Annotated in this window: 12 protein-coding genes, 2 tRNA genes and 3 rRNA genes; 16 read left to right on the top strand and 1 reads right to left on the bottom strand. The window is 33.8% G+C overall.

What is annotated here, in order from left to right; translation table 11 throughout:
* The first annotated feature begins 237 nt into the window (after positions 1 to 237).
* The 16 genes from ACSIGC_RS06300 to ACSIGC_RS06225 all read left to right on the top strand — a co-directional run bounded on the left by ACSIGC_RS06300 (position 238) and on the right by ACSIGC_RS06225 (position 21,985).
* Positions 238 to 1,757: ribosomal RNA gene (locus ACSIGC_RS06300) — 16S ribosomal RNA — on the top strand.
* Between the two features lie 89 nt (positions 1,758 to 1,846).
* Positions 1,847 to 1,920 (top strand) — tRNA-Ile (locus tag ACSIGC_RS06295).
* A gap of 83 nt (positions 1,921 to 2,003) precedes the next feature.
* A tRNA-Ala gene (locus ACSIGC_RS06290) sits at positions 2,004 to 2,077 on the top strand.
* Between the two features lie 174 nt (positions 2,078 to 2,251).
* Positions 2,252 to 5,035 (top strand): 23S ribosomal RNA (locus tag ACSIGC_RS06285).
* A 101-nt stretch (positions 5,036 to 5,136) separates the two neighbouring features.
* Positions 5,137 to 5,245 (top strand): 5S ribosomal RNA (rrf, locus tag ACSIGC_RS06280).
* The 16S, 23S and 5S rRNA genes sit together here with 2 tRNA genes alongside, the layout of an rRNA operon.
* A gap of 288 nt (positions 5,246 to 5,533) precedes the next feature.
* Positions 5,534 to 6,940: a glycogen synthase gene (locus ACSIGC_RS06275; RefSeq protein WP_442267291.1), complete on the top strand. Its 1,407-nt coding sequence runs from the start codon at positions 5,534 to 5,536 to the stop codon at positions 6,938 to 6,940.
* A 9-nt stretch (positions 6,941 to 6,949) separates the two neighbouring features.
* On the top strand, positions 6,950 to 8,221 hold the full coding sequence (locus ACSIGC_RS06270) for a glucose-1-phosphate adenylyltransferase (protein WP_442267290.1): 1,272 nt from the start codon (positions 6,950 to 6,952) through the stop codon (positions 8,219 to 8,221).
* Between the two features lie 23 nt (positions 8,222 to 8,244).
* On the top strand, positions 8,245 to 10,158 hold the full coding sequence (glgB, locus tag ACSIGC_RS06265; protein ID WP_442267289.1) for a 1,4-alpha-glucan branching protein GlgB: 1,914 nt from the start codon (positions 8,245 to 8,247) through the stop codon (positions 10,156 to 10,158).
* Positions 10,159 to 10,268: 110 nt separating this feature from the next.
* Entirely contained in the window at positions 10,269 to 12,671 is a 2,403-nt protein-coding gene (locus ACSIGC_RS06260; protein ID WP_442267288.1) for a glycoside hydrolase family 31 protein, read from the top strand.
* 60 nt (positions 12,672 to 12,731) lie between these two features.
* Positions 12,732 to 14,825, top strand: coding sequence for a phosphate acetyltransferase (gene pta / locus ACSIGC_RS06255; RefSeq protein ID WP_442267287.1), 2,094 nt, complete (start codon positions 12,732 to 12,734; stop codon positions 14,823 to 14,825).
* A gap of 14 nt (positions 14,826 to 14,839) precedes the next feature.
* Entirely contained in the window at positions 14,840 to 16,018 is a 1,179-nt protein-coding gene (locus ACSIGC_RS06250; RefSeq protein ID WP_442267286.1) for an acetate/propionate family kinase, read from the top strand.
* A 131-nt stretch (positions 16,019 to 16,149) separates the two neighbouring features.
* Entirely contained in the window at positions 16,150 to 19,392 is a 3,243-nt protein-coding gene (locus tag ACSIGC_RS06245; protein ID WP_442267285.1) for a YCF48-related protein, read from the top strand.
* Positions 19,393 to 19,629: 237 nt separating this feature from the next.
* Positions 19,630 to 20,472 carry an alpha/beta fold hydrolase gene (locus ACSIGC_RS06240; protein ID WP_442267284.1) on the top strand — a complete coding sequence of 281 codons (843 nt, stop codon included), beginning with the start codon at positions 19,630 to 19,632 and terminating at the stop codon, positions 20,470 to 20,472.
* A complete protein-coding gene (locus tag ACSIGC_RS06235; protein WP_442267283.1) occupies positions 20,473 to 20,964 on the top strand; it encodes an RNA polymerase sigma factor in 492 nt (163 codons plus the stop codon). It abuts the gene before it with no gap.
* Positions 20,954 to 21,505, top strand: coding sequence for a hypothetical protein (locus tag ACSIGC_RS06230; protein WP_442267282.1), 552 nt, complete (start codon positions 20,954 to 20,956; stop codon positions 21,503 to 21,505). The genes ACSIGC_RS06235 and ACSIGC_RS06230 overlap by 11 nt, the downstream gene beginning before the upstream one ends.
* Before the next feature lie 15 nt (positions 21,506 to 21,520).
* Positions 21,521 to 21,985 (top strand): hypothetical protein, encoded by a 465-nt coding sequence (locus tag ACSIGC_RS06225; RefSeq protein WP_442267281.1) that lies wholly within the window; start codon positions 21,521 to 21,523, stop codon positions 21,983 to 21,985.
* Positions 21,986 to 22,096: 111 nt separating this feature from the next.
* On the opposite strand, the gene katG is transcribed toward ACSIGC_RS06225, so the two are convergent.
* Positions 22,097 to 24,361, bottom strand: coding sequence for a catalase/peroxidase HPI (gene katG, locus ACSIGC_RS06220; protein ID WP_442267280.1), 2,265 nt, complete (start codon positions 24,359 to 24,361; stop codon positions 22,097 to 22,099).
* Positions 24,362 to 24,444: the final 83 nt, after the last annotated feature.

Genomic DNA, 24,444 nt, shown 5'->3' with positions numbered 1-24,444 from the left:
AAAGCAACGATCACAGAGATTTTGGAATAACAAATAATAGTGTTAATCAGTTCGATTCTGGTGTCTTTACAAAGATTAGATTAGTTGAAGTTTCGGTTGAAACAGATTGAGTGCTGAGATTAATTAAGTTCATTGATAATATTGAAATTGACAGCGTAAATATAGAGAGTAAAGTAACATAGCTTTAACAAAGTTAAATTCTTTTGAAACTTATTCATAAATAATATTAAAGATTATACAATGAAGAGTTTGATCCTGGCTCAGGATGAACGCTAGCGGCAGGCTTAACACATGCAAGTCGAGGGGCAGCATCAATTGCTTGCAATTGGATGGCGACCGGCGCACGGGTGCGTAACGCGTATAGAATCTGCCTTGTACAGGAGGATAGCCTTTAGAAATGAAGATTAATACTCCATAATACTGGTGAGTGGCATCGCTTATTAGTTAAAGATTTATCGGTACAAGATGACTATGCGTCCTATTAGCTAGATGGTAAGGTAACGGCTTACCATGGCTACGATAGGTAGGGGGTCTGAGAGGATTATCCCCCACACTGGTACTGAGACACGGACCAGACTCCTACGGGAGGCAGCAGTGAGGAATATTGGTCAATGGGCGCAAGCCTGAACCAGCCATGCCGCGTGTAGGAAGACTGCCCTATGGGTTGTAAACTACTTTTATATGGGAAGAAACCCCTCTACGTGTAGAGGCTTGACGGTACCATAAGAATAAGCACCGGCTAACTCCGTGCCAGCAGCCGCGGTAATACGGAGGGTGCAAGCGTTATCCGGAATCATTGGGTTTAAAGGGTCCGCAGGCGGTTAATTAAGTCAGAGGTGAAATCCTACAGCTTAACTGTAGAACTGCCTTTGATACTGGTTGACTTGAGTTATACGGAAGTAGGTAGAATAAGTAGTGTAGCGGTGAAATGCATAGATATTACTTAGAATACCGATTGCGAAGGCAGCCTACTACGTGTATACTGACGCTCATGGACGAAAGCGTGGGGAGCGAACAGGATTAGATACCCTGGTAGTCCACGCCGTAAACGATGGACACTAGTTGTTGGATTATTTCAGTGACTAAGCGAAAGTAATAAGTGTCCCACCTGGGGAGTACGATCGCAAGATTGAAACTCAAAGGAATTGACGGGGGCCCGCACAAGCGGTGGAGCATGTGGTTTAATTCGATGATACGCGAGGAACCTTACCAGGGCTTAAATGTAGAGTGACAGGTCTAGAGATAGATTTTTCTTCGGACACTTTACAAGGTGCTGCATGGTTGTCGTCAGCTCGTGCCGTGAGGTGTCAGGTTAAGTCCTATAACGAGCGCAACCCCTATCGTTAGTTGCTAGCAGGTAATGCTGAGGACTCTAGCGAGACTGCCGGTGCAAACCGTGAGGAAGGTGGGGATGACGTCAAATCATCACGGCCCTTACGTCCTGGGCTACACACGTGCTACAATGGTATGGACAATGAGCAGCCACTATGCGAATAGGAGCGAATCTATAAACCATATCACAGTTCGGATCGGAGTCTGCAACTCGACTCCGTGAAGCTGGAATCGCTAGTAATCGGATATCAGCCATGATCCGGTGAATACGTTCCCGGGCCTTGTACACACCGCCCGTCAAGCCATGGAAGCTGGGGGTGCCTGAAGTCGGTGACCGCAAGGAGCTGCCTAGGGTAAAACTGGTAACTAGGGCTAAGTCGTAACAAGGTAGCCGTACCGGAAGGTGCGGCTGGAACACCTCCTTTCTAGAGAAAGATGGTGAGTTACAAGAGTAATTGTGTGTTATTTTACTACTCTGCTGTTAATTTTATACTAAAGACTAAGATCTTAAAATAGTCTCGTAGCTCAGCTGGTTAGAGCGCTACACTGATAATGTAGAGGTCGGCAGTTCGAGTCTGCCCGAGACTACTATTTAAAGATTAGGAAATTCTAGAAGTTGAGGATGTAGTTGTTAGAAACTACTAACTGCTATGTACTAACTACTAGTATATGGGGGATTAGCTCAGCTGGCTAGAGCGCTTGCCTTGCACGCAAGAGGTCACCGGTTCGACTCCGGTATTCTCCACAAAGAGTTATATAGGTTTAGTTTCCTGTGATGACTCATAACAAGTTCATTGACATATTGGTAAAATGATATCGTAAAGAATCAAGATAGAGAGTTAGAGGTTATACTCTAACAAAAATATTTTTATAAAGAATTATAAAGAGCTCGTTTTGACGCAAGTCAAAGCAAAAAGTACAATAAGCTAAATAAGGGCGTATGGCGGATGCCTAGGCTTTCAGAGGCGATGAAGGACGTGATAAGCTGCGATAAGCTACGGGGAGGGGCACATACCTTATAATCCGTAGATTTCCGAATGGGGCAACCCACTATACTGAAGGTATAGTACCGAAAGGGGCAAACCCGGTGAACTGAAACATCTAAGTAACCGGAGGAAGAGAAAACAATAGTGATTCCGTTAGTAGTGGCGAGCGAACGCGGATTAGCCCAAACCAATGTTGTTACGGCAATATTGGGGTTGTAGGGCTGCGACATTAGAATCTTAGTGAACTAGAATCGTTTGGAAAGACGAACCATAGAGAGTGATAGTCTCGTATAGGTAAGCGAAGATGATATAGCAGTACCCTGAGTAGTGCGGGACACGTGTAATCCTGTATGAATCTACCGGGACCATCCGGTAAGGCTAAATACTCCTGAAAGACCGATAGTGAACTAGTACCGTGAGGGAAAGGTGAAAAGAACCCTAAGTAAGGGAGTGAAATAGAACCTGAAACCGTACGCCTACAAGCGGTCGGAGCCCATTAACTGGGTGACGGCGTGCCTTTTGCATAATGAGCCTACGAGTTACTGTTGCTAGCAAGGTTAAGGATTTAAGGTCCGGAGCCGAAGCGAAAGCGAGTCTGAATAGGGCGTATAGTTAGTAGTAGTAGACGCGAAACCGAGTGATCTATCCATGGGCAGGTTGAAGCTGTGGTAACACATAGTGGAGGACCGAACCAGTTGACGTTGAAAAGTCTTTGGATGACCTGTGGATAGGGGTGAAAGGCCAATCAAACTCGGAAATAGCTCGTACTCCCCGAAATGCATTTAGGTGCAGCGTTGAGTAAAAGTTTTATAGAGGTAGAGCTACTGATTGGATGCGGGGGCTTCACCGCCTACCAATTCCTGACAAACTCCGAATGCTATAAAATGTTTCTCAGCAGTGAGGGCATGGGTGCTAAGGTCCATGTCCGAGAGGGAAAGAACCCAGACCATCAGCTAAGGTCCCCAAATGTATACTAAGTTGAATAAACGAGGTGAAACTGCTTAGACAGCTAGGATGTTGGCTTGGAAGCAGCCATTCATTTAAAGAGTGCGTAACAGCTCACTAGTCGAGCGGTTTTGCATGGATAATAATCGGGCATAAGTATACTACCGAAGCTATGGACGAGAGTGGTAGGGGAGCATTCTATATGTGTTGAAGGTGTGCTGTGAGGCATGCTGGAACGTATAGAAAAGAAAATGTAGGCATAAGTAACGATAAAGGGGGCGAGAAACCCCCTCACCGAAAGACTAAGGTTTCCTCAGCGATGCTAATCAGCTGAGGGTTAGTCGGGACCTAAGGCGAACCCGAAAGGGGTAGTCGATGGACAACAGGTTAATATTCCTGTACCTGCTCACATTAAAAGTGACGGATCTCCCAGGTGCTTACGGGGTGACGGAAGTCCCCGTTGAGCCTAGGCTTCGGCTAAAGCGAAAGCAAGTAAGAGGTTCCAAGAAAAGCGAGTGAAGCAGCCCGTACCGTAAACCGACACAGGTAGTTGGGATGAGAATTCTAAGGTGCTCGAGAGATTCATGGCTAAGGAACTAGGCAAAATCGACCTGTAACTTCGGGAGAAAGGTCGCCTACTTCGGTAGGCCGCAGTGAAAAGATCCAGGCGACTGTTTATCAAAAACACAGGGCTTTGCTAAATTGAAAGATGATGTATAAGGCCTGACACCTGCCCGGTGCTGGAAGGTTAAGTGGAGGGTTTAGCTTCGGCGAAGATCTAAAATGAAGCCCCAGTAAACGGCGGCCGTAACTATAACGGTCCTAAGGTAGCGAAATTCCTTGTCGGGTAAGTTCCGACCTGCACGAATGGTGCAACGATCTGGATACTGTCTCAGCCATGAGCTCGGTGAAATTGTAGTATCGGTGAAGATGCCGATTACCCGCAGCGGGACGAAAAGACCCCGTGAACCTTTACTATAGCTTCGTATTGACTTTGGATAAGTAATGTGTAGGATAGGTCGGAGACTTTGAAGCAGTGTCGCTAGGCGCTGTGGAGTCAACCTTGAAATACGACCCTTTGCTTATCTAGAGCCTAACTCAGCGATGAGAACAGTGCGTGGTGGGTAGTTTGACTGGGGTGGTCGCCTCCAAAAGAGTAACGGAGGCTTCTAAAGGTTCCCTCAGCACGCTTGGTAACCGTGCGTAGAGTGCAATGGCATAAGGGAGCTTGACTGAGAGACATACAGGTCGATCAGGTACGAAAGTAGAGCATAGTGATCCGGTGGTTCCGCATGGAAGGGCCATCGCTCAAAGGATAAAAGGTACTCCGGGGATAACAGGCTGATCTCCCCCAAGAGCTCACATCGACGGGGGGGTTTGGCACCTCGATGTCGGCTCGTCACATCCTGGGGCTGGAGAAGGTCCCAAGGGTTGGGCTGTTCGCCCATTAAAGTGGCACGCGAGCTGGGTTCAGAACGTCGTGAGACAGTTCGGTCTCTATCTGCTGTGGGCGTTAGAAATTTGAGTGGATCTGACTTTAGTACGAGAGGACCGAGTTGGACGAACCTCTAGTGTATCTGTTGTCTCGCCAGGGGCACTGCAGAGTAGCTACGTTCGGAAGGGATAAGCGCTGAAAGCATATAAGCGCGAAACCCACCACAAGATGAGATTTCTTTAAAGGGTCGTTGAAGATGACAACGTTGATAGGCTATAAGTGTAAGTGCAGTAATGTATGTAGCTGAGTAGTACTAATAACCCATAGGCTTATGTACGTACTTCCCCTCTTAATGAGGGGAAGACAACTCTTTTGATTATTTAAAATACCATTTTACTAATATGTTAACTTATACAGTTGAAATATACTGAAACAACTTAAGGTGATTATAGCAATGGGGCTCACCTCTTACCATTCCGAACAGAGAAGTTAAGCCCATTAGCGCCGATGGTACTGCCACTGGTGGGAGAGTAGGTCGTCGCCTTTCTTTTAAACAAAAATCCGATTAGTTTTTTACTAATCGGATTTTTTGTTTTTTAATATTTATTATAAATATTAAAATAGATATTATCCTTTTAAATTAATTACTTACCTGAAGGCTTTATAAACAGTAATTTAACGAAATCGTTATATTACCTTATTTTTAATATTCAAGGTTAATAATCGTATTCGTATTGTTAAATTGATAATTTTAATAGCTTTTTTTTAATATTAATTTCATTCTTTTTTTTGAGCTATTCACTAACTTTATAAGTGAACTTTTAATGCCTCCATAATGAAAATACTTCATACAAGTTTTGAATGTTATCCAATAGCTAAAGTAGGTGGTCTTGCAGATGTAGTTGGAGCTCTGCCTAAATATCAGAGAGATCTTAAAGCTGATTCTATTGTTGCCATGCCGTATTACAAGAATTCTTTCGTACAAAAGCAAAAGTTAAAAGAAATTAGTAATGGTAAAATAGAGCTTAACGATAAAAGTTATGATTATAGCATACTAAAGTTTAGTTCTAAGGAAATAGTTTTTGAGTTGTATGTTATTCAAATTGATAACCTGTTAGATACTGAAGCTGTTTATGGATATCAAGATGAAACTCAAAGATATATTGGGTTTCAATTAGCATTATTAGATTGGATTATAAATAAAGAATTAGAATTTGATGTTATTCATTGCCATGATCATCATACTTCTTTAATTCCTTTTTTTATTAATTATTGTAATAGTTTTAAATCATTAGAAAAAATTCCTACAGTATTAACTATTCATAATGCGCAATATCAAGGTAGCTTTTCCCATGATAGATTAAATCTTTTCCCTGAATTTGATTTTTCTAATGTTGGTTTATTAGATTGGTATGGATCAGTTAACCCATTAGCGGCAGGCATTAAATGTGCTTCAAGAGTAAATACTGTATCACCATCTTATATGGAGGAGCTTAAAGAACAAGCAAATGGATTAGAAGGTCTATTAAGAAGTGAAAGTGAAAAGTGTGTTGGGATTTTAAATGGAATAGACACTGAAATATGGAATCCTGAAACTGACAAAATATTAAAGAAGAATTATAAATCTACAAATGCTGTTTCTGGAAAAAAAGCTAATAAAAAAGAGATTTGTGATAAATACGGATTTGATATCAATTTACCTCTATTTGGCTTTATAGGAAGACTCGTTGGAGAGAAATCAGCAGATTTACTTCCGCAAGTAATAAATGAGGCTATTGAAGAACATGGAGATATTAATATTTTCGTTTTAGGCTCAGGTCACGAACACATAGAACAAGAATTAATAGAGTTAAAAGAATTTTATAAAGGTAATTTTAATGCTCATATAGGATATGACGAAGAATTATCTCATTTGGTTTATGCAGGTTCAGATTTCTTATTAATGCCTTCTAGAGTTGAACCTTGTGGATTAAATCAAATGTATTCCTTGAGATATGGAACCATTCCAATAGTAAGAAGAACTGGTGGATTAAAAGATACAGTAATTGATATTGGAGATGGTGGTTTTGGAATTTGTCATGATCAAGCTTCAGTATGGGATATATGTTATTCTATCAAAAGAGCAGTAGAATTGTTCAACGACACTAAAACATTCAGAAAAATTCAGAAACAAATAATGAAAATAGATCATTCTTGGACTAAATCTGCTCAAGAGTATTTAGATCTTTATAAATCAATTTAACCTACCTACATGATTAACAAAAAAGTTCTCGCAATTATTTTAGGAGGAGGACAAGGAACCAGATTATCTCCTCTTACAGACAGACGTTCAAAACCAGCAGTATCAATAGCTGGAAAATATAGATTAGTAGATATTCCAATATCCAATTGCCTACATTGTGATATTAAGAGAATGTTTGTTCTTACTCAGTTTAATTCTGCTTCATTAAACAGACATATTAAAAACACTTATACTTTTAGCACTTTTAGCGAGGCTTTTGTTGATATAATGGCTGCAGAGCAAACTCCAGAAAATAAAACTTGGTTCCAAGGTACAGCAGATGCTGTACGTCAATCAATGCATCATATTTTAAATCATGAATTTGAATATGTATTAATTTTATCTGGAGATCAATTATATCAAATGGATTTCGATGATATGTTAGAAAAACATATCAGTAAGAAAGCAGAAATTAGTATAGCAACTTTACCTGTTAATGCTAAAGATGCTACTGGTTTTGGTATCTTAAAAACAGATGAAGAAGATTATATAACTTCATTCGTAGAGAAACCTTCAGCAGATGCACTTCCAGGTTGGGAATCTGAAGTAGATGAAGAAATGAAGAATGAAGACAGATATTATTTAGCTTCTATGGGAATTTATATTTTCAATAGAGATTTATTAGTAGAGTTAATGTCTAATCAAGATACAATTGATTTTGGAAAAGAAATTATTCCAGACTCAATAGGAAAAAATACAGTATTAGCATATCAATATAAAGGATATTGGACAGATATTGGAACGATTGCTTCTTTCTTTGAAGCGAATATTGGACTTACAGATGAAGTTCCAAAATTTGATTTATTTAATACTTCAAAAAACGTATTAACTCGCCCGAGAATATTACCACCGTCTAAAATTTATGGAACCAGATTGAATAAAGCCATGATTGCTGATGGTTGTATTATTAACGCAAATACAATTGAAAATTCTGTAATAGGAATCCGTTCAAGAATAGGAAAAGGAAGTGAAATTAATAATACCTATATGATTGGAGCTAACCTTTATCAAGATATTGAAGAAATAGAGAAAGATAAAAAAGAAGGTATTCCATACATTGGAGTAGGTGATAATTGTACAATTGAAAATGCAATTATTGATAAAGATGCTAGAATTGGAAATAACGTAGTAATAAAAGGAGGAAAACATCTTAAAGATGTAACAGAAGATGCTTATGTAATTAAAGATGGAATTGTAGTGATTCGTAGAAGAGCTGTAATCCCTCACGGATTTAAATTATAATAAGTTTTAGGACATCATATTTTATGAGTAAAGTTATAGCGTATAGTTTATTTTCAGATTTTGATATCAATTTATTTAAAGTAGGTAAACATTTCCGATTGTATGAGAAATTAGGTTCTCATATTATCGAAGTAGATGGAGTAGAAGGAACATATTTTGCTGTTTGGGCTCCATCGGCTAAATCTGTTTCAGTAGTTGGAGATTTTAATTACTGGACAGATCAAGAATATGTTTTAAATGTTCGTTGGGATGCTTCTGGTATTTGGGAAGGTTTTATACCTAAAGTTGGAAAAGGGAATTTATATAAGTATAAAATCCATTCTCATAACGATGGAATTGTTACAGAGAAAGCAGATCCTTATGCTAGAAGATGCGAACATCCACCTAAAACCGCTTCAGTAGTTTGGGATAATCCTTATACATGGGAGGATACCAAATGGATGAAGAAAAGAAAAAAGCATAACGCAGTCAACGCTCCATATTCTGTTTATGAAGTTCATTTAGGTTCTTGGAAAAAAAAGTTTAACGATAATAATAGATCATTATCTTATGTAGAATTGGCCGATGAATTAGTAAACTACGTGAAAGAAATGCAATTTACGCATGTCGAGTTAATGCCTGTTATGGAATATCCATACGATCCTTCATGGGGATATCAAATCACTGGATATTTTGCGCCAACTTCACGATTCGGTTATCCAGAAGATTTTAAGTTTCTAATAGATAAATTTCATCAGAATGATATTGGTGTAATTTTAGATTGGGTTCCTTCGCATTTTCCAGAAGATGATCACGGATTAGGTTTTTTCGATGGTTCTCATTTATATGAACATCCAGATCGAAGAAAAGGATATCACCCTGATTGGAAAAGTTTAATTTTCAATTACGGAAGAAACGAAGTCAAAAGTTTCTTGATTAGTAATGCTATCTTTTGGTTAGATCAATACCATGTAGATGGTTTACGCGTAGATGCTGTTGCCTCTATGATTTTCTTAGATTATTCTAGAAATTATGGAGAATGGGAACCTAATATGTTTGGTGGAAACGAATATTTAGAAGCCATAGATTTTTTAAAAGAATTGAATGAAGAAGTTTATGCTAGTTTTCCAGATGTACAAACGATTGCTGAAGAATCTACCGCATTTCCAAAAATATCAAGACCAACATATCTTGGCGGATTAGGTTTTGGTATGAAATGGATGATGGGATGGATGCACGATTCACTTAAATATTTCAAAAAAGAACCAATCTATAGAAAACATCATCAAAACGATTTAACGTTTAGTATGACTTATGCTTTTACTGAAAACTTTATGTTGCCATTGTCTCACGATGAAGTTGTTTATGGAAAACAAAGTATAATTGGTAGAATGCCAGGTGATGAATGGCAAAAGTTTGCAAATCTAAGATTACTGTATAGTTACATGTACACACATCCAGGAAGTAAATTGTTATTTATGGGTGGAGAATTTGGTCAGCATACAGAATGGAATTTCGAAGGAAGTTTAGATTGGTATATATTAGAATACGATTTTCATAAAGGAGCGCAAGATTTAGTTCGAGATTTAAATATTCTATATAAAAAATATCCGGCTTTACATGAAAAGCAGTTTGAACATGATGGCTTTGAATGGATAGCACACGACGATCACGAAAATTCAGTTTTAAGTTATATCAGAAAAGGAAAGTCAGCTGAGGATATTTTAATTACAGTATGTAATATGACTCCTATTCCTAGAGAAAATTATAGAATTGGATTACCTAAAAAAGGAAAACTAGTTCAAGTTTTTAATAGTGATTATAAAAAATATGGAGGTAGTGGTATTTCCAACAAAAAAAGTATAAAAATCGAGCAATTAAATTGGAATAGCAGAGAGCATTCTTGCGAAATTACAGTTCCTCCATTAGCGACTGTAATTTTTAAAATTGAAGCCTAATTTTAATCAATCGATTTCGTGAAAAAAGTAATACGATAAGTTCTTTAATTCAGGTATAAGTCGTTTTTTTATAACAGAATACAAGTACAACCCATCAAAATTGAAGTATTATGATTATTAATACAGAATTAGAAAACAAAGGAAATCTTTTCCCCGGAAAAATAAATTCATTCTCTCAAGATGTAGACAAAATCTACTTCAAAACAGAAAACGGAGTAATACTTCAAGTTACCGTAATTCGTGGAAGTGTAATTCGGTTTAGATATGCTACAGATAATAATTTCGAGAATGATTTCTCTTATGCAATTAGTGAAGATGCGGTTAGAGGTTACAGTAAATTAGAAGTTGAAGAACACGATACTTGTTATAAAATTATTACCATCAAGGTAATTATTCAGATAGATAAAGAAAGTTTAAATACATCAATATACGATATTCATGGAAACGTAATCTGTAAAGATGATTGGGGTTTCCATTGGGAACAAAGCTATGAGTATGGTGGAAATATTGTAAAAATGAGTAAATCTGCTCCACAAGGAGAATGTTATTATGGTTTAGGAGATAAACCCATGCATTTAAACTTGAAAGGAAAAAGAATTGAAAATTGGGCAACAGATCAATATGCTTTTGGTAAAGACCAAGATCCGCTATACAAAAGTGTTCCTTTTTATTTAGGAATGTACGAAGAAAGGGCGTATGGAATTTTCTTCGACAACACGTTCAAAACATTTTTTGACTTTTGTCACGAACGTAGAAATGTAACTAGCTTTTGGGCACATGGAGGAGAAATGAATTATTATTTCTTTTATGGACCAGATATGCAAGATGTCATTACTCGTTATACAGATTTAACAGGAAAACCAGAATTACCACCCTTATGGGCTTTAGGATATCATCAATGTAAATGGAGTTATTATCCAGAAGCAAAAGTTAAAGAAGTTACTAGTAAATTCAGAGAGTTAAGAATTCCATGTGATGGTATTTATTTAGATATCGATTATATGGATGGTTTCAGATGTTTTACTTGGAACAGAGAATATTTTCCAGATCCGAAACGTATGGTTACTGAACTTGCAGAAGACGGATTTAAAACGATTGTAATTATAGATCCAGGAATTAAAATTGATGACGATTATTGGGTATATAAAGAGGCCATGAAAAATGATTATTTCTGTAAACGAGCAGATGGTCCTTATATGCGAGGTAAAGTTTGGCCAGGAGAATGTTTCTTTCCAGATTTTACAAATCCGAAAGTAAGAACTTGGTGGGCAGGACTTTTTAAAGAATTAATTGATGAAATCGGAGTAAAAGGTGTTTGGAATGATATGAACGAACCAGCAGTAATGGAAGTTCCAGGAAAAACATTCCCGAATGATGTTCGTCATAATTACGATGGAAATCATTGTAGCCATAGAAAAGCACACAATATTTACGGAACACAAATGGCTCGAGCAACCTACGAAGGTGTAAAAAAATATGCATATCCAAAACGTCCGTTTATCATAACACGTTCTGCTTATTCTGGTGCACAACGTTTTACTTCTTCTTGGACAGGAGATAATATCGCTACTTGGGAACATTTATGGATTGCCAATATTCAAGCACAACGAATGAGTATGAGTGGTATGTCGTTCACAGGAAGTGATATTGGTGGTTTTGCTGAGCATCCAACAGGAGAATTATATGCACGTTGGATTCAATTAGGAGTTTTCCATCCGTTTTGTAGAACACACTCTTCAGGAGACCATGGAAATCAAGAACCTTGGACTTTTGGTGAAGAAGTGATTGATGTTACTCGTAAATATGTAGAATTACGATACCAACTATTACCATATTTATATACTATGTTTTGGGAGTATGCTGAGTTCGGAATTCCAATGTTAAAGTCATTGGTGTTATTCGATCAGTATGATCCACAGACACATTATAGAACTGATGAATTCGTTTTTGGAAATCAAATTTTAGTTTGTCCTATTCAAGAGCCAAATGCTAAGGGAAGAAGAATGTATATTCCTCGTGGGCATTGGTATAATTACTGGACTAGAGAATATGTTACTGGTGGATTAGAAAAATGGGTTGATGCCGATTTAGATATTATTCCAATTTTTATCAAAGAAGGCGCTATAATTCCAAAATATCCAGTGCAACAATATGTTGGTGAAAAAACTATAGATGAACTAAAACTTGAAGTGTATTTTAAACTAGGAGAAAAAGAAGTTTCTAAAGTTTACGAAGATGCTCAAGATGGTTACGATTACACTAAAGGGCGTTATAGTTTACGAACATTTACATTTACAGGTAAAGAGAATGAAGTAATTATTCAACAGCATGTAGATGGAACTTTTGTTACGGAATATGAAACTATGGAGTTCGAAATTATTGGTTTACCTTTTGAAATTAAAGAAGTAGAAATCGATAATGTAGATATAGATTTGAAAAAGGTATTGAGTAAAACAAAACCAAATACATTAATGATTCCAAAGAACTTTGCTGAAATACATATCGAAGGATAAAAGCTGACATTTAACAGCTTGCTTTATTAAATTTAGACTAATTTTGCCCAAAATTAGAATATGAATAAAGCTATTTATATCGCTGCAAGTGGAGCGAATTCAGGAAAATCGATGCTAAGTTTAGGTTTAATGCAACTGTTGTTGCGCAATAAACCTAAGGTCGGATATTTTCGTCCGATAATTGATAATCCTGTCGATGGTAAAAAAGATAATCATGTAAATACAATTGTTAATTATTTCAATTTAAAATGTGATTATGAAGATACCTACGCTTTCACAAGATCTGAGTTATTAGATTTATTAAATGATGATAAAGAAGATGAAGTCATTAATTTAATTCTTCGCAAGTATAAAAAACTAGAAGAAAAAAATGACTTCGTTATTGTAGAAGGAACTGATTTTTCAGATCACGGTGCGATAATAGAAATGGATTTAAATGTATTAATCGCTAAAAACCTAGGAATTCCTGTAATCATAGTTTCTGGTGGAATAGATAAATCACTAGAAGAATTTATTCAAGGTTTACGATTAACTTACGATTCTTTCAGTAATAAAGAAGTAGAAGTAATTGCAGTAATTGCTAATAAAGTTCAAGAGAAAAATGTAGATTTAATTATTGAAGGAATAGGAGAAAACTTACCTAAATCGTTATTAATTAACGCGATTCCAATCAATAGTAAATTAAATAATCCAACGATTTACGAAATTTCAAAAGCATTAGATGCAGAAGTTGTTTTCGGTGAAGAATTGTTAGATGCTACAACTGGTGAAATAAAAGTAGGAGCAATGCAATTGGCTCACTTTTTAAATCACTTAACAGATGAATGTGTTGTAATTACACCTTCAGATCGTTCCGATATTTTATTAGGTACATTACAAGCAAATATTTCAAATAGATATCCGTCAATCTCAGGAATTATTCTTACAGGAGATATAGAATTAAGTCCATCAGTAATAGAATTAATTACAGGTTTAGAGAGAATTGTTCCGATTTTGAAAGTAAAAGGAGGAACTTTTGGAATTGCATCTAGATTAGGAGCAGTTCGTTCTCACATCTATGCAGAAAATAAAAACAAGATTAAATTATCGATTAATACTTTTGAAAAGTATGTTGATGTAGAAGCATTAAGTGATAAATTAATCACTTACAAAGGAACAAATGTATTAACACCAAGAATGTTCCAATACAATTTATTCAAAAGAGCTAAGCAAGTTAAAAAACATATTGTTTTACCAGAAGGAAATGATGATAGAATTTTAACAGCAGCTGCACAGTTACAAAAATTAGATATTGTTGATTTAACCATTTTAGGAAAACGAGTTAATGTAGAAGCAGCTGTAAAGCGTTTACAACTTTCTTTTGATTTTGATAAAACACAAATTATAAATCCAAGTACTTCAGAATATTTCGATGATTTTGCAAGTACACTATACGAATTAAGAAAACACAAAGGCTTAAGTCCGGCTATGGCAGAAGATTTAATGGCTGATGTTTCTTATTTCGGAACAATGATGGTGTATAAAGGTTTAGCAGACGGAATGGTTTCTGGAGCTGCTCACACGACACAGCATACAATTAAACCATCGTTACAGTTCGTAAAAACTAAACCAGGTTTTTCTGTAGTATCTTCAATTTTCTTTATGTGTTTAGAAGATCGTGTTTCTGTATTTGGAGACTGTGCTATTAATCCGAATCCAACTTCAGAACAGTTAGCAGAAATAGCAATTTCATCAGCAGATTCAAGTATAGCTTTTGGAATTGACCCGAAAATAGCAATGCTTTCATATTCTTCAGGAAGTTCAGGAAAAGGAGAAGATGTTGATACCGTTAGAGAGGCTACAGAAATTGTAAAGCGTAAGCGACCAGATTTAAAAGTAGAAGGTCCAATTCAATATGATGCAGCTGTAGATCCTACCGTTGGAAAGAAGAAATTACCAAATTCTGAAGTAGCGGGACAAGCAAACGTACTAATTTTTCCAGATTTAAATACAGGAAATAATACATACAAAGCAGTCCAACGTGAAACTGGAGCTTTGGCAATCGGACCAATGTTACAGGGTTTAAATAAACCAGTTAACGATTTAAGTAGAGGATGTACAATCGAAGATATTTATAACACAATTATCCTAACAGCGATACAAGCTCAAGAATAGATTAAAAACAGCACATGAAAGTATTAGTTATCAATTCAGGAAGTTCATCAATTAAGTATCAACTTTTTGATATGCCGGAAGAAAAAGTAATTTGTTCAGGATTAATTGAAAGAATAGGATTAGAAGAAGGAGCAGTTCATTACGAATCTGAAGAGAATTCAATTAAAGAAACGATAAAAATTGAAAATCATAAAGTTGGTTTAGAGAAAGTAGTTTCGTTATTGCTAGATGCTAACGTAGGTGTGATTTCTTCTACAGATGAAATTGAAGTTGTTGGTCATAGAGTTGTACATGGAGGAAGTTCCTTTACTAAAACTACTGAAGTAACTCTAGAAGTAAAAAAAGAAATAGAAAACTTATTTTCTTTAGCTCCTCAGCATAATCCTGCAAATCTAGAAGGAATTAATGTTGCTGAAGCAATTTTTACGAAAGCAAAACAAGTTGCAGTTTTTGATACAGCTTTTCATCAAACTATTCCAGAAAAAGCATTCACGTATGCAATTCCAAAGCAGTTTTTAACAGACAATAAAATTCGTTTGTATGGTTTTCATGGAACAAGTCATAAATATGTTTCAGAAAAAGCTAATGCATATTTACAAACATCAAATTCTAAATTAATCACAGTTCATTTAGGAAATGGTTGTAGTATTTCTGCAGTAGAAAACGGAAAAAGTATCGATCATAGTTTAGGTTTTGGTCCGGTTACAGGTTTAGTCATGGGAACACGAAGTGGAGATATTGATCATACTTTAATTTTCTATTTGGTAAATACTTTAGGTTACGATATAAACGAAGTAAATACTTTGTTACAGAAAGAAAGTGGAATGTTCGGTTTAACAGGTTATAGTGATTTGCGTGATATTGAAGCTGAAGCTGAAAAAGGAAATATAGCTTGTCAACTAGCATTAGAGATTAATACTTATCGTATTAAAAAATACATCGGCTCATACATTGCTGCAATGAATGGCGTTGATGCTATTGTATTTACAGCAGGAATTGGAGAGAATTCTTCATTAATTAGAGAAAAAGTTTGTACTGACTTAGAGTTCTTCGGAATACAAATAGACACAGAGAAGAATAATATCAGAGCTAAAAAACTTACTGAAATTCATACTGATAATTCTAAAGTGAAATTATTAGTAATTCCTACAAATGAAGAAGTTGAAATAGCGAAGCAATCGTATGAATTGTAAATGATTTATAGAGTTTGATAAATCAATTTTAACATAGCTTTTTCATTGAGTTTATTTGTGTTAAATATAACTTGTATGTAAATTAGCTATGCAATATTTAAAAGTGAAAAATAAATTTTAAAACTATGAAAATGAGAGAAAAAGTACTTTTTCTATTATGCACTATTTTGTGTTTTTCTAAAATTCAATCTCAAACAAATTGGGAGTTGTTAAATCCTAAGCCTACAGTAAATAGAGGAAAAGTTGTTGAGTTCGTAACTCCTGATATAGGATTCATTATTACTGCTAATGAGCTGTTAGAAACTACAGATGCAGGAAATACTTGGTTGAAGAAACAGAATATTTCTAGTGGAAATGATATGAGTTTCTACAATGGAATAGGGTATATTGTTGGTAGTGGCGGATATGTATTAAAATCTAATGATAATGGAGCATCTTGGAGTGAAATATCTACAGGAGTTTATGGTAATTTTAATGCTGTTAGTATTATCGATAATAATAATATTATCTTATCAACATCAAATAGTATATTAAGTACTGATGATGGAGGAGTTACATGGAAAAATTTTAGTATTCCTAACTCTTCAGTTAATAAAACTTTCTTTACAAGTCATTTAATTGGACATGCTATTACAAATAATGGTTTTATTCTTAAAACAATAGATGGAGGACAAAACTGGTATGCTACAAAAGATGATAGTAATACCATGCCTTCTAATTTTTATACTATTGATTTTGTAAATGAGAATGTAGGTTTTGTAACGCAAGCTCATGATGATATTTACAAAACAACTGATGCAGGAGAAACTTGGATAGAAATGTCTACAAGAACCCAAACTATTTTTGATTTTCATTTTTTAGATGAGAATAATGGTTTTGCCACTGGTGAATATGGTGCAACATACAAAACAAATGATGGAGGTAATTCATGGAACCAAATCTTTTTTCAAAGTGGATTTTTTGAAGGTACTTCAATGTATAGTATCTATTTTCAAGACAATAACATAGGTTATGCAACTGGGGAAAGAGGTAGAATTATTAAAACTACTGATGGAGGTAACACATGGAGTTCTCATTCTGAAAATTACAATAGTTTTAGTGATTTAAAAATATTTGATAGTGGAACTGGGTTTGTTAGGTCAGGTGGTAACTACTATAAAACAACTGATTTTGGAGACAATTGGTCTTATATATCTTCAGTTAATCATTTTAGTTATTGTAGTGGTTCATATTTTGTTAGTGAAAATTTAGGGTATTCAATTGGTGGAGGCATAGGAGATGTTTTCAAAACTACTGATGGTGGAGTGTCATGGGATAAATTAGATATTAATGTTGACGAAGGGTTAAGGTCTATCTTTTTTATAAATAATAATGTAGGATTTATATCAGGAGGATTTAATCAAAAGAAAGTAATGAAAACGACTAATGGAGGTAACACATGGAGTCAAGTTTCAGATCAGTTGTTTGGTAATATTCAGTTTACAAGTGATTTAGTTGGTTATGGAAATAGAAAAGGCAATTCTTACGGAGCTATATATAAAACTATTGATGGAGGTAATACATGGAGAATAAGTGTTGAGCTAGAAGGAGAAGACATCAATGACTTTCATTTTGTTGATGAAAATAATGGCTATTTTGTAGGGGATCAAGGTTTAATTTATAAGACGAATGATGGAGGAACTAATTGGGAAAAATTGAAAATTCCATATGAATGGTATACTCAAGTTAAATTTTATTCAAAGAATATTGGTTATGTAGCAGATGAAGATGGGTTATTATATAAAACTCAGAATGGAGGGATTAGTTGGGAATATGTAACAAATCAATATAAAATCAATTCGATAGAAGTTGTTAATGATAAAATTTATACAGCAGGAACCAATGGTAAAATTTATAGGAGTGATATTGAATATGAAACAATTATTTTAATTATAAATTCTATTGAAAATGTTTCAAATTCTTCTGTTAAATTAACAGGTAATATTACTTCTAATGGAGCACCAGTTTCTAATATTCAATTTGAATATTACTCTAATAGTTCTAATACAAATGTTATTCCAGTAACACCAGCTAATATTAATTCTAATGAATCTTTAAATGTTGCTATTGATTTATCAGAATTAAAATCTAATACTACTTATTATTTTAACTTATCAGGAGTACAAAATTCAAATATTAGTTATAGTCAAACTTTAAGTTTTACAACGCTGCCCGACTATGAAATAAATACTAATTTTCCTGATAGTTATTCTGCAGTTTCAGCAGAAGTATCTAGTAATATAGTATCTAATGAGCATGATATTACCAATATAGTATTTGAATATGGTTTAAGTTCTGATGACTTAACTAATACAGTAGTTGGAATACCAGATTCAGTAAAAGGAAAGACAAGTGAAACTATAACTGGAAGTTTAGTTAATCTGCAACCATTAACAAAATATTTTTACAGAATTAAAGCTCAACATGAAGGTGAAAATATTTATGGAGAAATAAAATCTTTTACAACCTATCCAGAATATATCATAAATCTTTATGATGCATATATAGATGGAACAAACGTTACATTTTCTGCACATTTATTATCTTATAATGAAAGTATAGAAGATATTGTATTTGAATATGGAACTATTGATTATGAAAATAGTATTGAAGCTAATCCATCAGAAATTAATGCTTTTAGGTATTCATTGATTAATACTACTATAACCGATTTAGATTCAAGTTTAAATTACTATTACAGATTAAAAGCTACTCATAACGGAGAAACTATTTACAGTGAAGAAAAAGTTTTTAATTTTTCAGGAGATATAATCATGGTTAGTGGTTCAATAGAAGAAACACAAACAAATTCATTAGAATTAAAAGGTTTAATAAACAGTAGAGGTGCCTATTTAACAGATATTTATTTTGAATATGGTCTTACCGATAGTTTTGGGGAAACAGTAGATGGATCACCAAATTATGTTTTAGGAAATAGGACAAATTCGATAAAAGGAGTTGTTGATAACCCGTTACCAAATCAAACATATTATTATAGATTAGTTGCTACTAACAATGGGAATAAAATATATTCAGAGACTTATAATTATAGGATGTCTGATAATACATTAAGTTCAAATGAGTTTGATTTTAAAAATAATATCTCGATATATCCTAATCCAACTAAAGATTTTGTAAATATAAAATCTAATACACCTGAAAAAGTTAAATCTATTCATTTGTATAATTCTTTAGGGCAAGAAATATATTACAAAAAGATTGATAATAACGTTGATATGCAAATTGATTTATCAAGTTATGGAACTGGGTTATATTTTGTCAAAGTGAATTTTGAAAATTCCAAAAAAAAGATATCTAAATTAATTTTAAAATAATTTAATAATCTTTTTATTTTGAAATAACCAATAGAAGTTATTTTACCTATAGCAGTAACTAAATAAATCTTTTTGTTAATTCGAAAAAGAGTTTGCGCTAAAATTAGAAATTCTTCATAATGGAAAGGCTGTTTAATGATTATATCTAGGTTAAACAGCTTTTTTTATTTTACTTCAAGAATAATATGTAACATTTTTTTATTCCTGTATCTAAAGGGAAATCAAAAATTTTTAAAAATGAAAAATGTTATTTTATTATGTATTACATTCGTGTTTTCTGTATCAATTTTTGCACAGCATAAACCTATACATGTAAAAGTCACAGGAAAAGGGAATCCTATTATATTGATCCCTGGTTTTACAGTTCCGGGAGATATTTGGAATTCTTTAGTGACCAAGCTAGAAAATAATTATGAATGTCATACTGTAACGTTAGCTGGTTTTGGAGGAAAAGCGCCTATTGAATTTCCTTGGTTACCAAAAGTTAATCAATCGCTTAAAAATTATATAGTCAAAAATGATTTACAAAATACGACTATAATTGGTCATAGTTTAGGTGGTACAATTGCTACTTGGCTTGCTGCACAAAAAGAAATAAAACTTTCTAAAATTATAATTGTTGATGCACTTCCTGCTTCTGGCGCACTAATGATTCCTAATTTTAATCCTGAAAACTTAGTGTACGAGAGCCCATATAATAAACAGCAATTATCAATGGACGATACTGCTTTTGCACAATTAGCTGCTGGAATGTCAAAAGGAATGAGTCTTAAAATTTCAGCTCAAGAACAAATTAAGAATTGGATTTTACAAGCAGACCGAAAAACTTATGTATACGGATATACTGATTATCTTAAACTAGATCTTAGAGAAGATTTAAAAAACATTTCAATACCGGTTTCTATAATAGCAGCTTCAAAACCTTATGGCGCAGAAATGGTGAAGCAAACGTATAAGAATCAATATAAAAAATTAAAAAGCTATAATTTTATTTTAGCTGAAAATAGCGCCCATTTTATAATGCTAGATCAGCCATCTTGGTTTTTAGAACAAGTACAAATGATTTTATCATCTAAATAAATGAATACAGAACAAGAGTTTACCAAAACCTATAATGAATTCGCTCCGAAAGTACATCGGTTATGCTTGGGCTATGCTTCAGGTAATAAAGGACTTGCAAATGAGTGGTTGCAAGAAACTTTTATAAAGGTTTGGAAATATAGAAAAACATTTAAAGGTAAATCTTCTATTGATACTTGGATATATCGCATTGCAGTAAATGTATGTTTAGGAGATTTGCGAAAAATCAATAAAAATATTCCTATAAATGAAAACGTATTATCTGATCATACCAACGATGATAACACTAATAATACTGAAAAACATATTAAACAAATGTATCATTGTATTGATTTACTCAATGAACAAAATAGAGCACTAATATTGTTAGAACTCGAAAATATACCACAAGCTACAATTGCAGAAACTGTAGGTTTAGCTCACGGAACATTACGAACACGTCTGAGCCGTATTAGAAAATCACTTTTAAAATGTATCAAAAATGGAAAATGATAACTTAGATAAATTATGGGAGGTTCAAGCTGATAATAGCTCAAATATTACTCCTCAAAATATAATAGCAAAAGCAAAAAAACAACGTAACGGACAATACATTAACATTACAGTAATGTCTTTAACGGTTATAGTATTAATAACCTACGCTTTTTATTATGCATTTTATCAATGGAATACTTTTAATTTAGGTTTAGTTCTCATGATAGGTAGTCTTATCTTTCGAGTTGTTTTAGAGTTTTTCTCGCTATATCGTAAAGAAAAACAATTGATTTCAATGCCTCAAAAATCATATTATATTTATTTGAAAAAGTATTATAAAACTAGATTGTTAGTAAACTATATCGTAACGCCTATTTGTATTGCAGTATATATATTCGGTTTTTATTTATTATTACCATACTTTAAGCAAAAATTTTCTAGTGCTTTTTATAATTACATTTTAATTTCTGGTATTTTTTCTCTTACTGTTGTCATAATTATTATTGTGAAATACGTTATTAAAGAACAGCAGTTTTTAAAACAATTACAAACAAAATAAAAAGAAAGTATTTTTATGCTAAAAAATATTTTAAGTTTCATTTTCATCATATGCTTAATACAAACAATAAAAAGTCAAGCTTGTGGAGTTTATAAATTGAAATATGTAGGTAAAATCAAATCGAAAGAGACCTCAAAAATTAAAATAAAATTGCCGAATACATTTTTCTATCATGCATATAGTGAGAAGATTAATGTGGAAGAATATTGGAGTTTTAATTTTTTCACGATTAAAAACGAGAAAATAGATTTTACAATCATTTCTCATTTAGGATCATTATATACATCAAAAAAATTAATTGAATTATATAAAAAGAGTAGAGATTTTATTCCAATTTTAATTATTTCTATTAACGAAAAAGGTAAAGAGGAGAGGTTTATAAAAAAAGTATCATATGATCAGTTAAGGTTTTCAGGAAAAGATAATTTAAGTGAGCCAACACTTATTATAATTGATTTAGGAGAAATTAATTATCCTTAAACTTTTCTTTGAAAATTACTATAGATATGTTTTTTATAAAAAATTAAAAAGAAATAGGTGGTTTTAAATAATTTAAAAAACCACCTATTTATGAACGTTTAAAAAGACTTTTTAAATGTCAAATCGATCTAGATTCATTACTTTATTCCAAGCTTTCACAAAGTCTTTTACAAATTTCTCTTTTACATCTTCACTAGCATAAACTTCAGAGATCGCTCTTAATTCTGAATTTGATCCGAAGATTAAATCAGCTCTAGTGGCAGTCCACTTTACTTCGTTTGTAGCTCTATCTTTAATATTGAAAAGATCTTTTTTGTCTGAAGTAGCTTCCCATTTGTATTGCATACTTAATAAATTCACAAAGAATTCATTAGTTAATGTTCCAGGAGTTGAGGTCATAATTCCAATATTAGAACCATTATAATTTGCATTTAAAGCTCTCATTCCTCCTAATAAAACGGTCATTTCTGGAGCAGATAAAGTTAATAGTTGTGCTTTGTCTACTAATAATTGTTCAGCAGATAAAGTATAATCTGTTTTCTGATAATTTCTAAATCCATCAGCCATTGGTTCTAAAACAGCCATTCCTTCAACATTAGTTTGCTCTTGTGTTGCGTCAGCTCTTCCTGGTGTAAAAGGAACTTTAATAGTAACTCCTGCTTTTTTTGCTGCATTTTCAATGGCAACATTACCACCTAATACAATTAAATCTGCAATAGAAACTTTTTTATTTCCTTTATTAAATTCTTGTTGAATTTTCTCATAAACTCCTAATACTCTTTTTAATTGAGCAGGATTATTAGATTCCCAGTTAACTTGTGGTTCTAAACGAATTCTTGCTCCGTTTGCACCACCACGTCTATCAGAATTTCTATAAGTTGAAGCAGAAGCCCAAGCAGTAGAAACTAATTCGCCAGTTGTTAATCCAGAAGCTTCAATTTTAGATTTTAAATTGTTAAGGTCAGCAGTTGTGATCGTTGAAGAATTTTCAGTTGAAATAGGATCTTGCCATACAAAATCTTCTTTTGGAATTTCCGGACCTAAATATGTTGATTTTGGTCCCATATCTCTGTGTGTTAATTTAAACCAAGCACGAGCAAAAGCCTCATCAAATTCCTTTGGATTTTCATAAAAACGACGAGAGATTTTTTCGTAAACAGGATCTTTAATTAAAGCAACATCTGTAACTAACATTGTTGGATTGTGGAATTTAGTTTTATCAAATGCATCTGGAAATTTAATTACAGAATTCTTTGCTTCAAACTGATGTGCTCCACCTGGACTTTTAGATAACACCCATTCGTTTTCAAATAATGTTTTGAAATATCCTTGACTCCATTTATCTGGTGTTACAGTCCAAATCACCTCTAATCCAGATGTAATGGCATCTTTACCTTTTCCAGATTTATAATTACTTTTCCAGCCTAAACCTTGTTCTTCAATCCCTGCACCTTCTGGAGAAGCAGCTAAATGATCACCACCAGCTTGTCCGTGAGTTTTACCTAATGTATGTCCACCAGCTATTAAAGCTACAGTTTCTTCATCGTTCATTCCCATTCTTCCGAAAGTAACACGAATATCTTTTGCAGAAGCAATCGGATCTGGATTTCCATTTGGTCCTTCAGGATTCACATAAATTAATCCCATTTGAACAGCTGCTAAAGGTTTTTCTAATTCTCCGTCTTTATAACGTTCATCATTAGCTAACCATTCTGTTTCAGAACCAAAATACACATTTGTTTGAGGTTCCCAAGTATCTTCTCTACCACCAGCAAAACCAATAGTTCTAAATCCAGATTTTTCTAAAGCAACATTTCCTGCTAAAATCATTAAATCTGCCCAAGAAATTTTCTGACCGTATTTTTGTTTTACTGGCCAAAGTAATCTTCTTGCTTTATCTAAGTTAGCATTGTCTGGCCAACTGTTTTGTGGAGCAAAACGTTGTCTACCTTCTCTTGTTCCACCTCTTCCATCACCAGTTCTGTAAGTACCAGCACTATGCCAAGCCATACGAATGAATAAACCACCGTATGTACCATAATCTGCCGGCCACCAATCTTTAGAATCTTTTAAAGTTTTAGCAATGTCTTCTTTTAAAGCGAAGTAATCTAAGCTTTCAAATTCTTTTTTATAATCAAAGTCTCCTAATGGATTTGATAATGAAGAATTTTGTCTTAAAACAGTTAAGTCTAAATTGTTTCGCCACCAATCTTTGGTTGTTTTTCCTTCTCCTTTAATGGTTATGCCTGTGGATGGAGTTTTACCAAATCCGAAAGGACAACTTCCGCCTTCTTTAGTTGTTTCTTTATTGTCGTTAGCTGTATTACAAGAGACTAAAAACATAAGGAACATTCCTGTAAAAAAATGTAGTTTCATATTTACTCGATTAATTAAGAGGTTACAAAGTAAGAGGATCATTTTTATTTATAAAAACGATATTTGTGTATATAATATCTACA

Origin of the sequence: Tenacibaculum aquaeponti (assembly GCF_052084715.1) — a bacterium.
GTDB lineage: Bacteria > Bacteroidota > Bacteroidia > Flavobacteriales > Flavobacteriaceae > Polaribacter.
The sequence above is the reverse complement of the archived record's forward strand: the minus strand, read 5'-3'. Positions and strand labels throughout refer to the sequence as shown.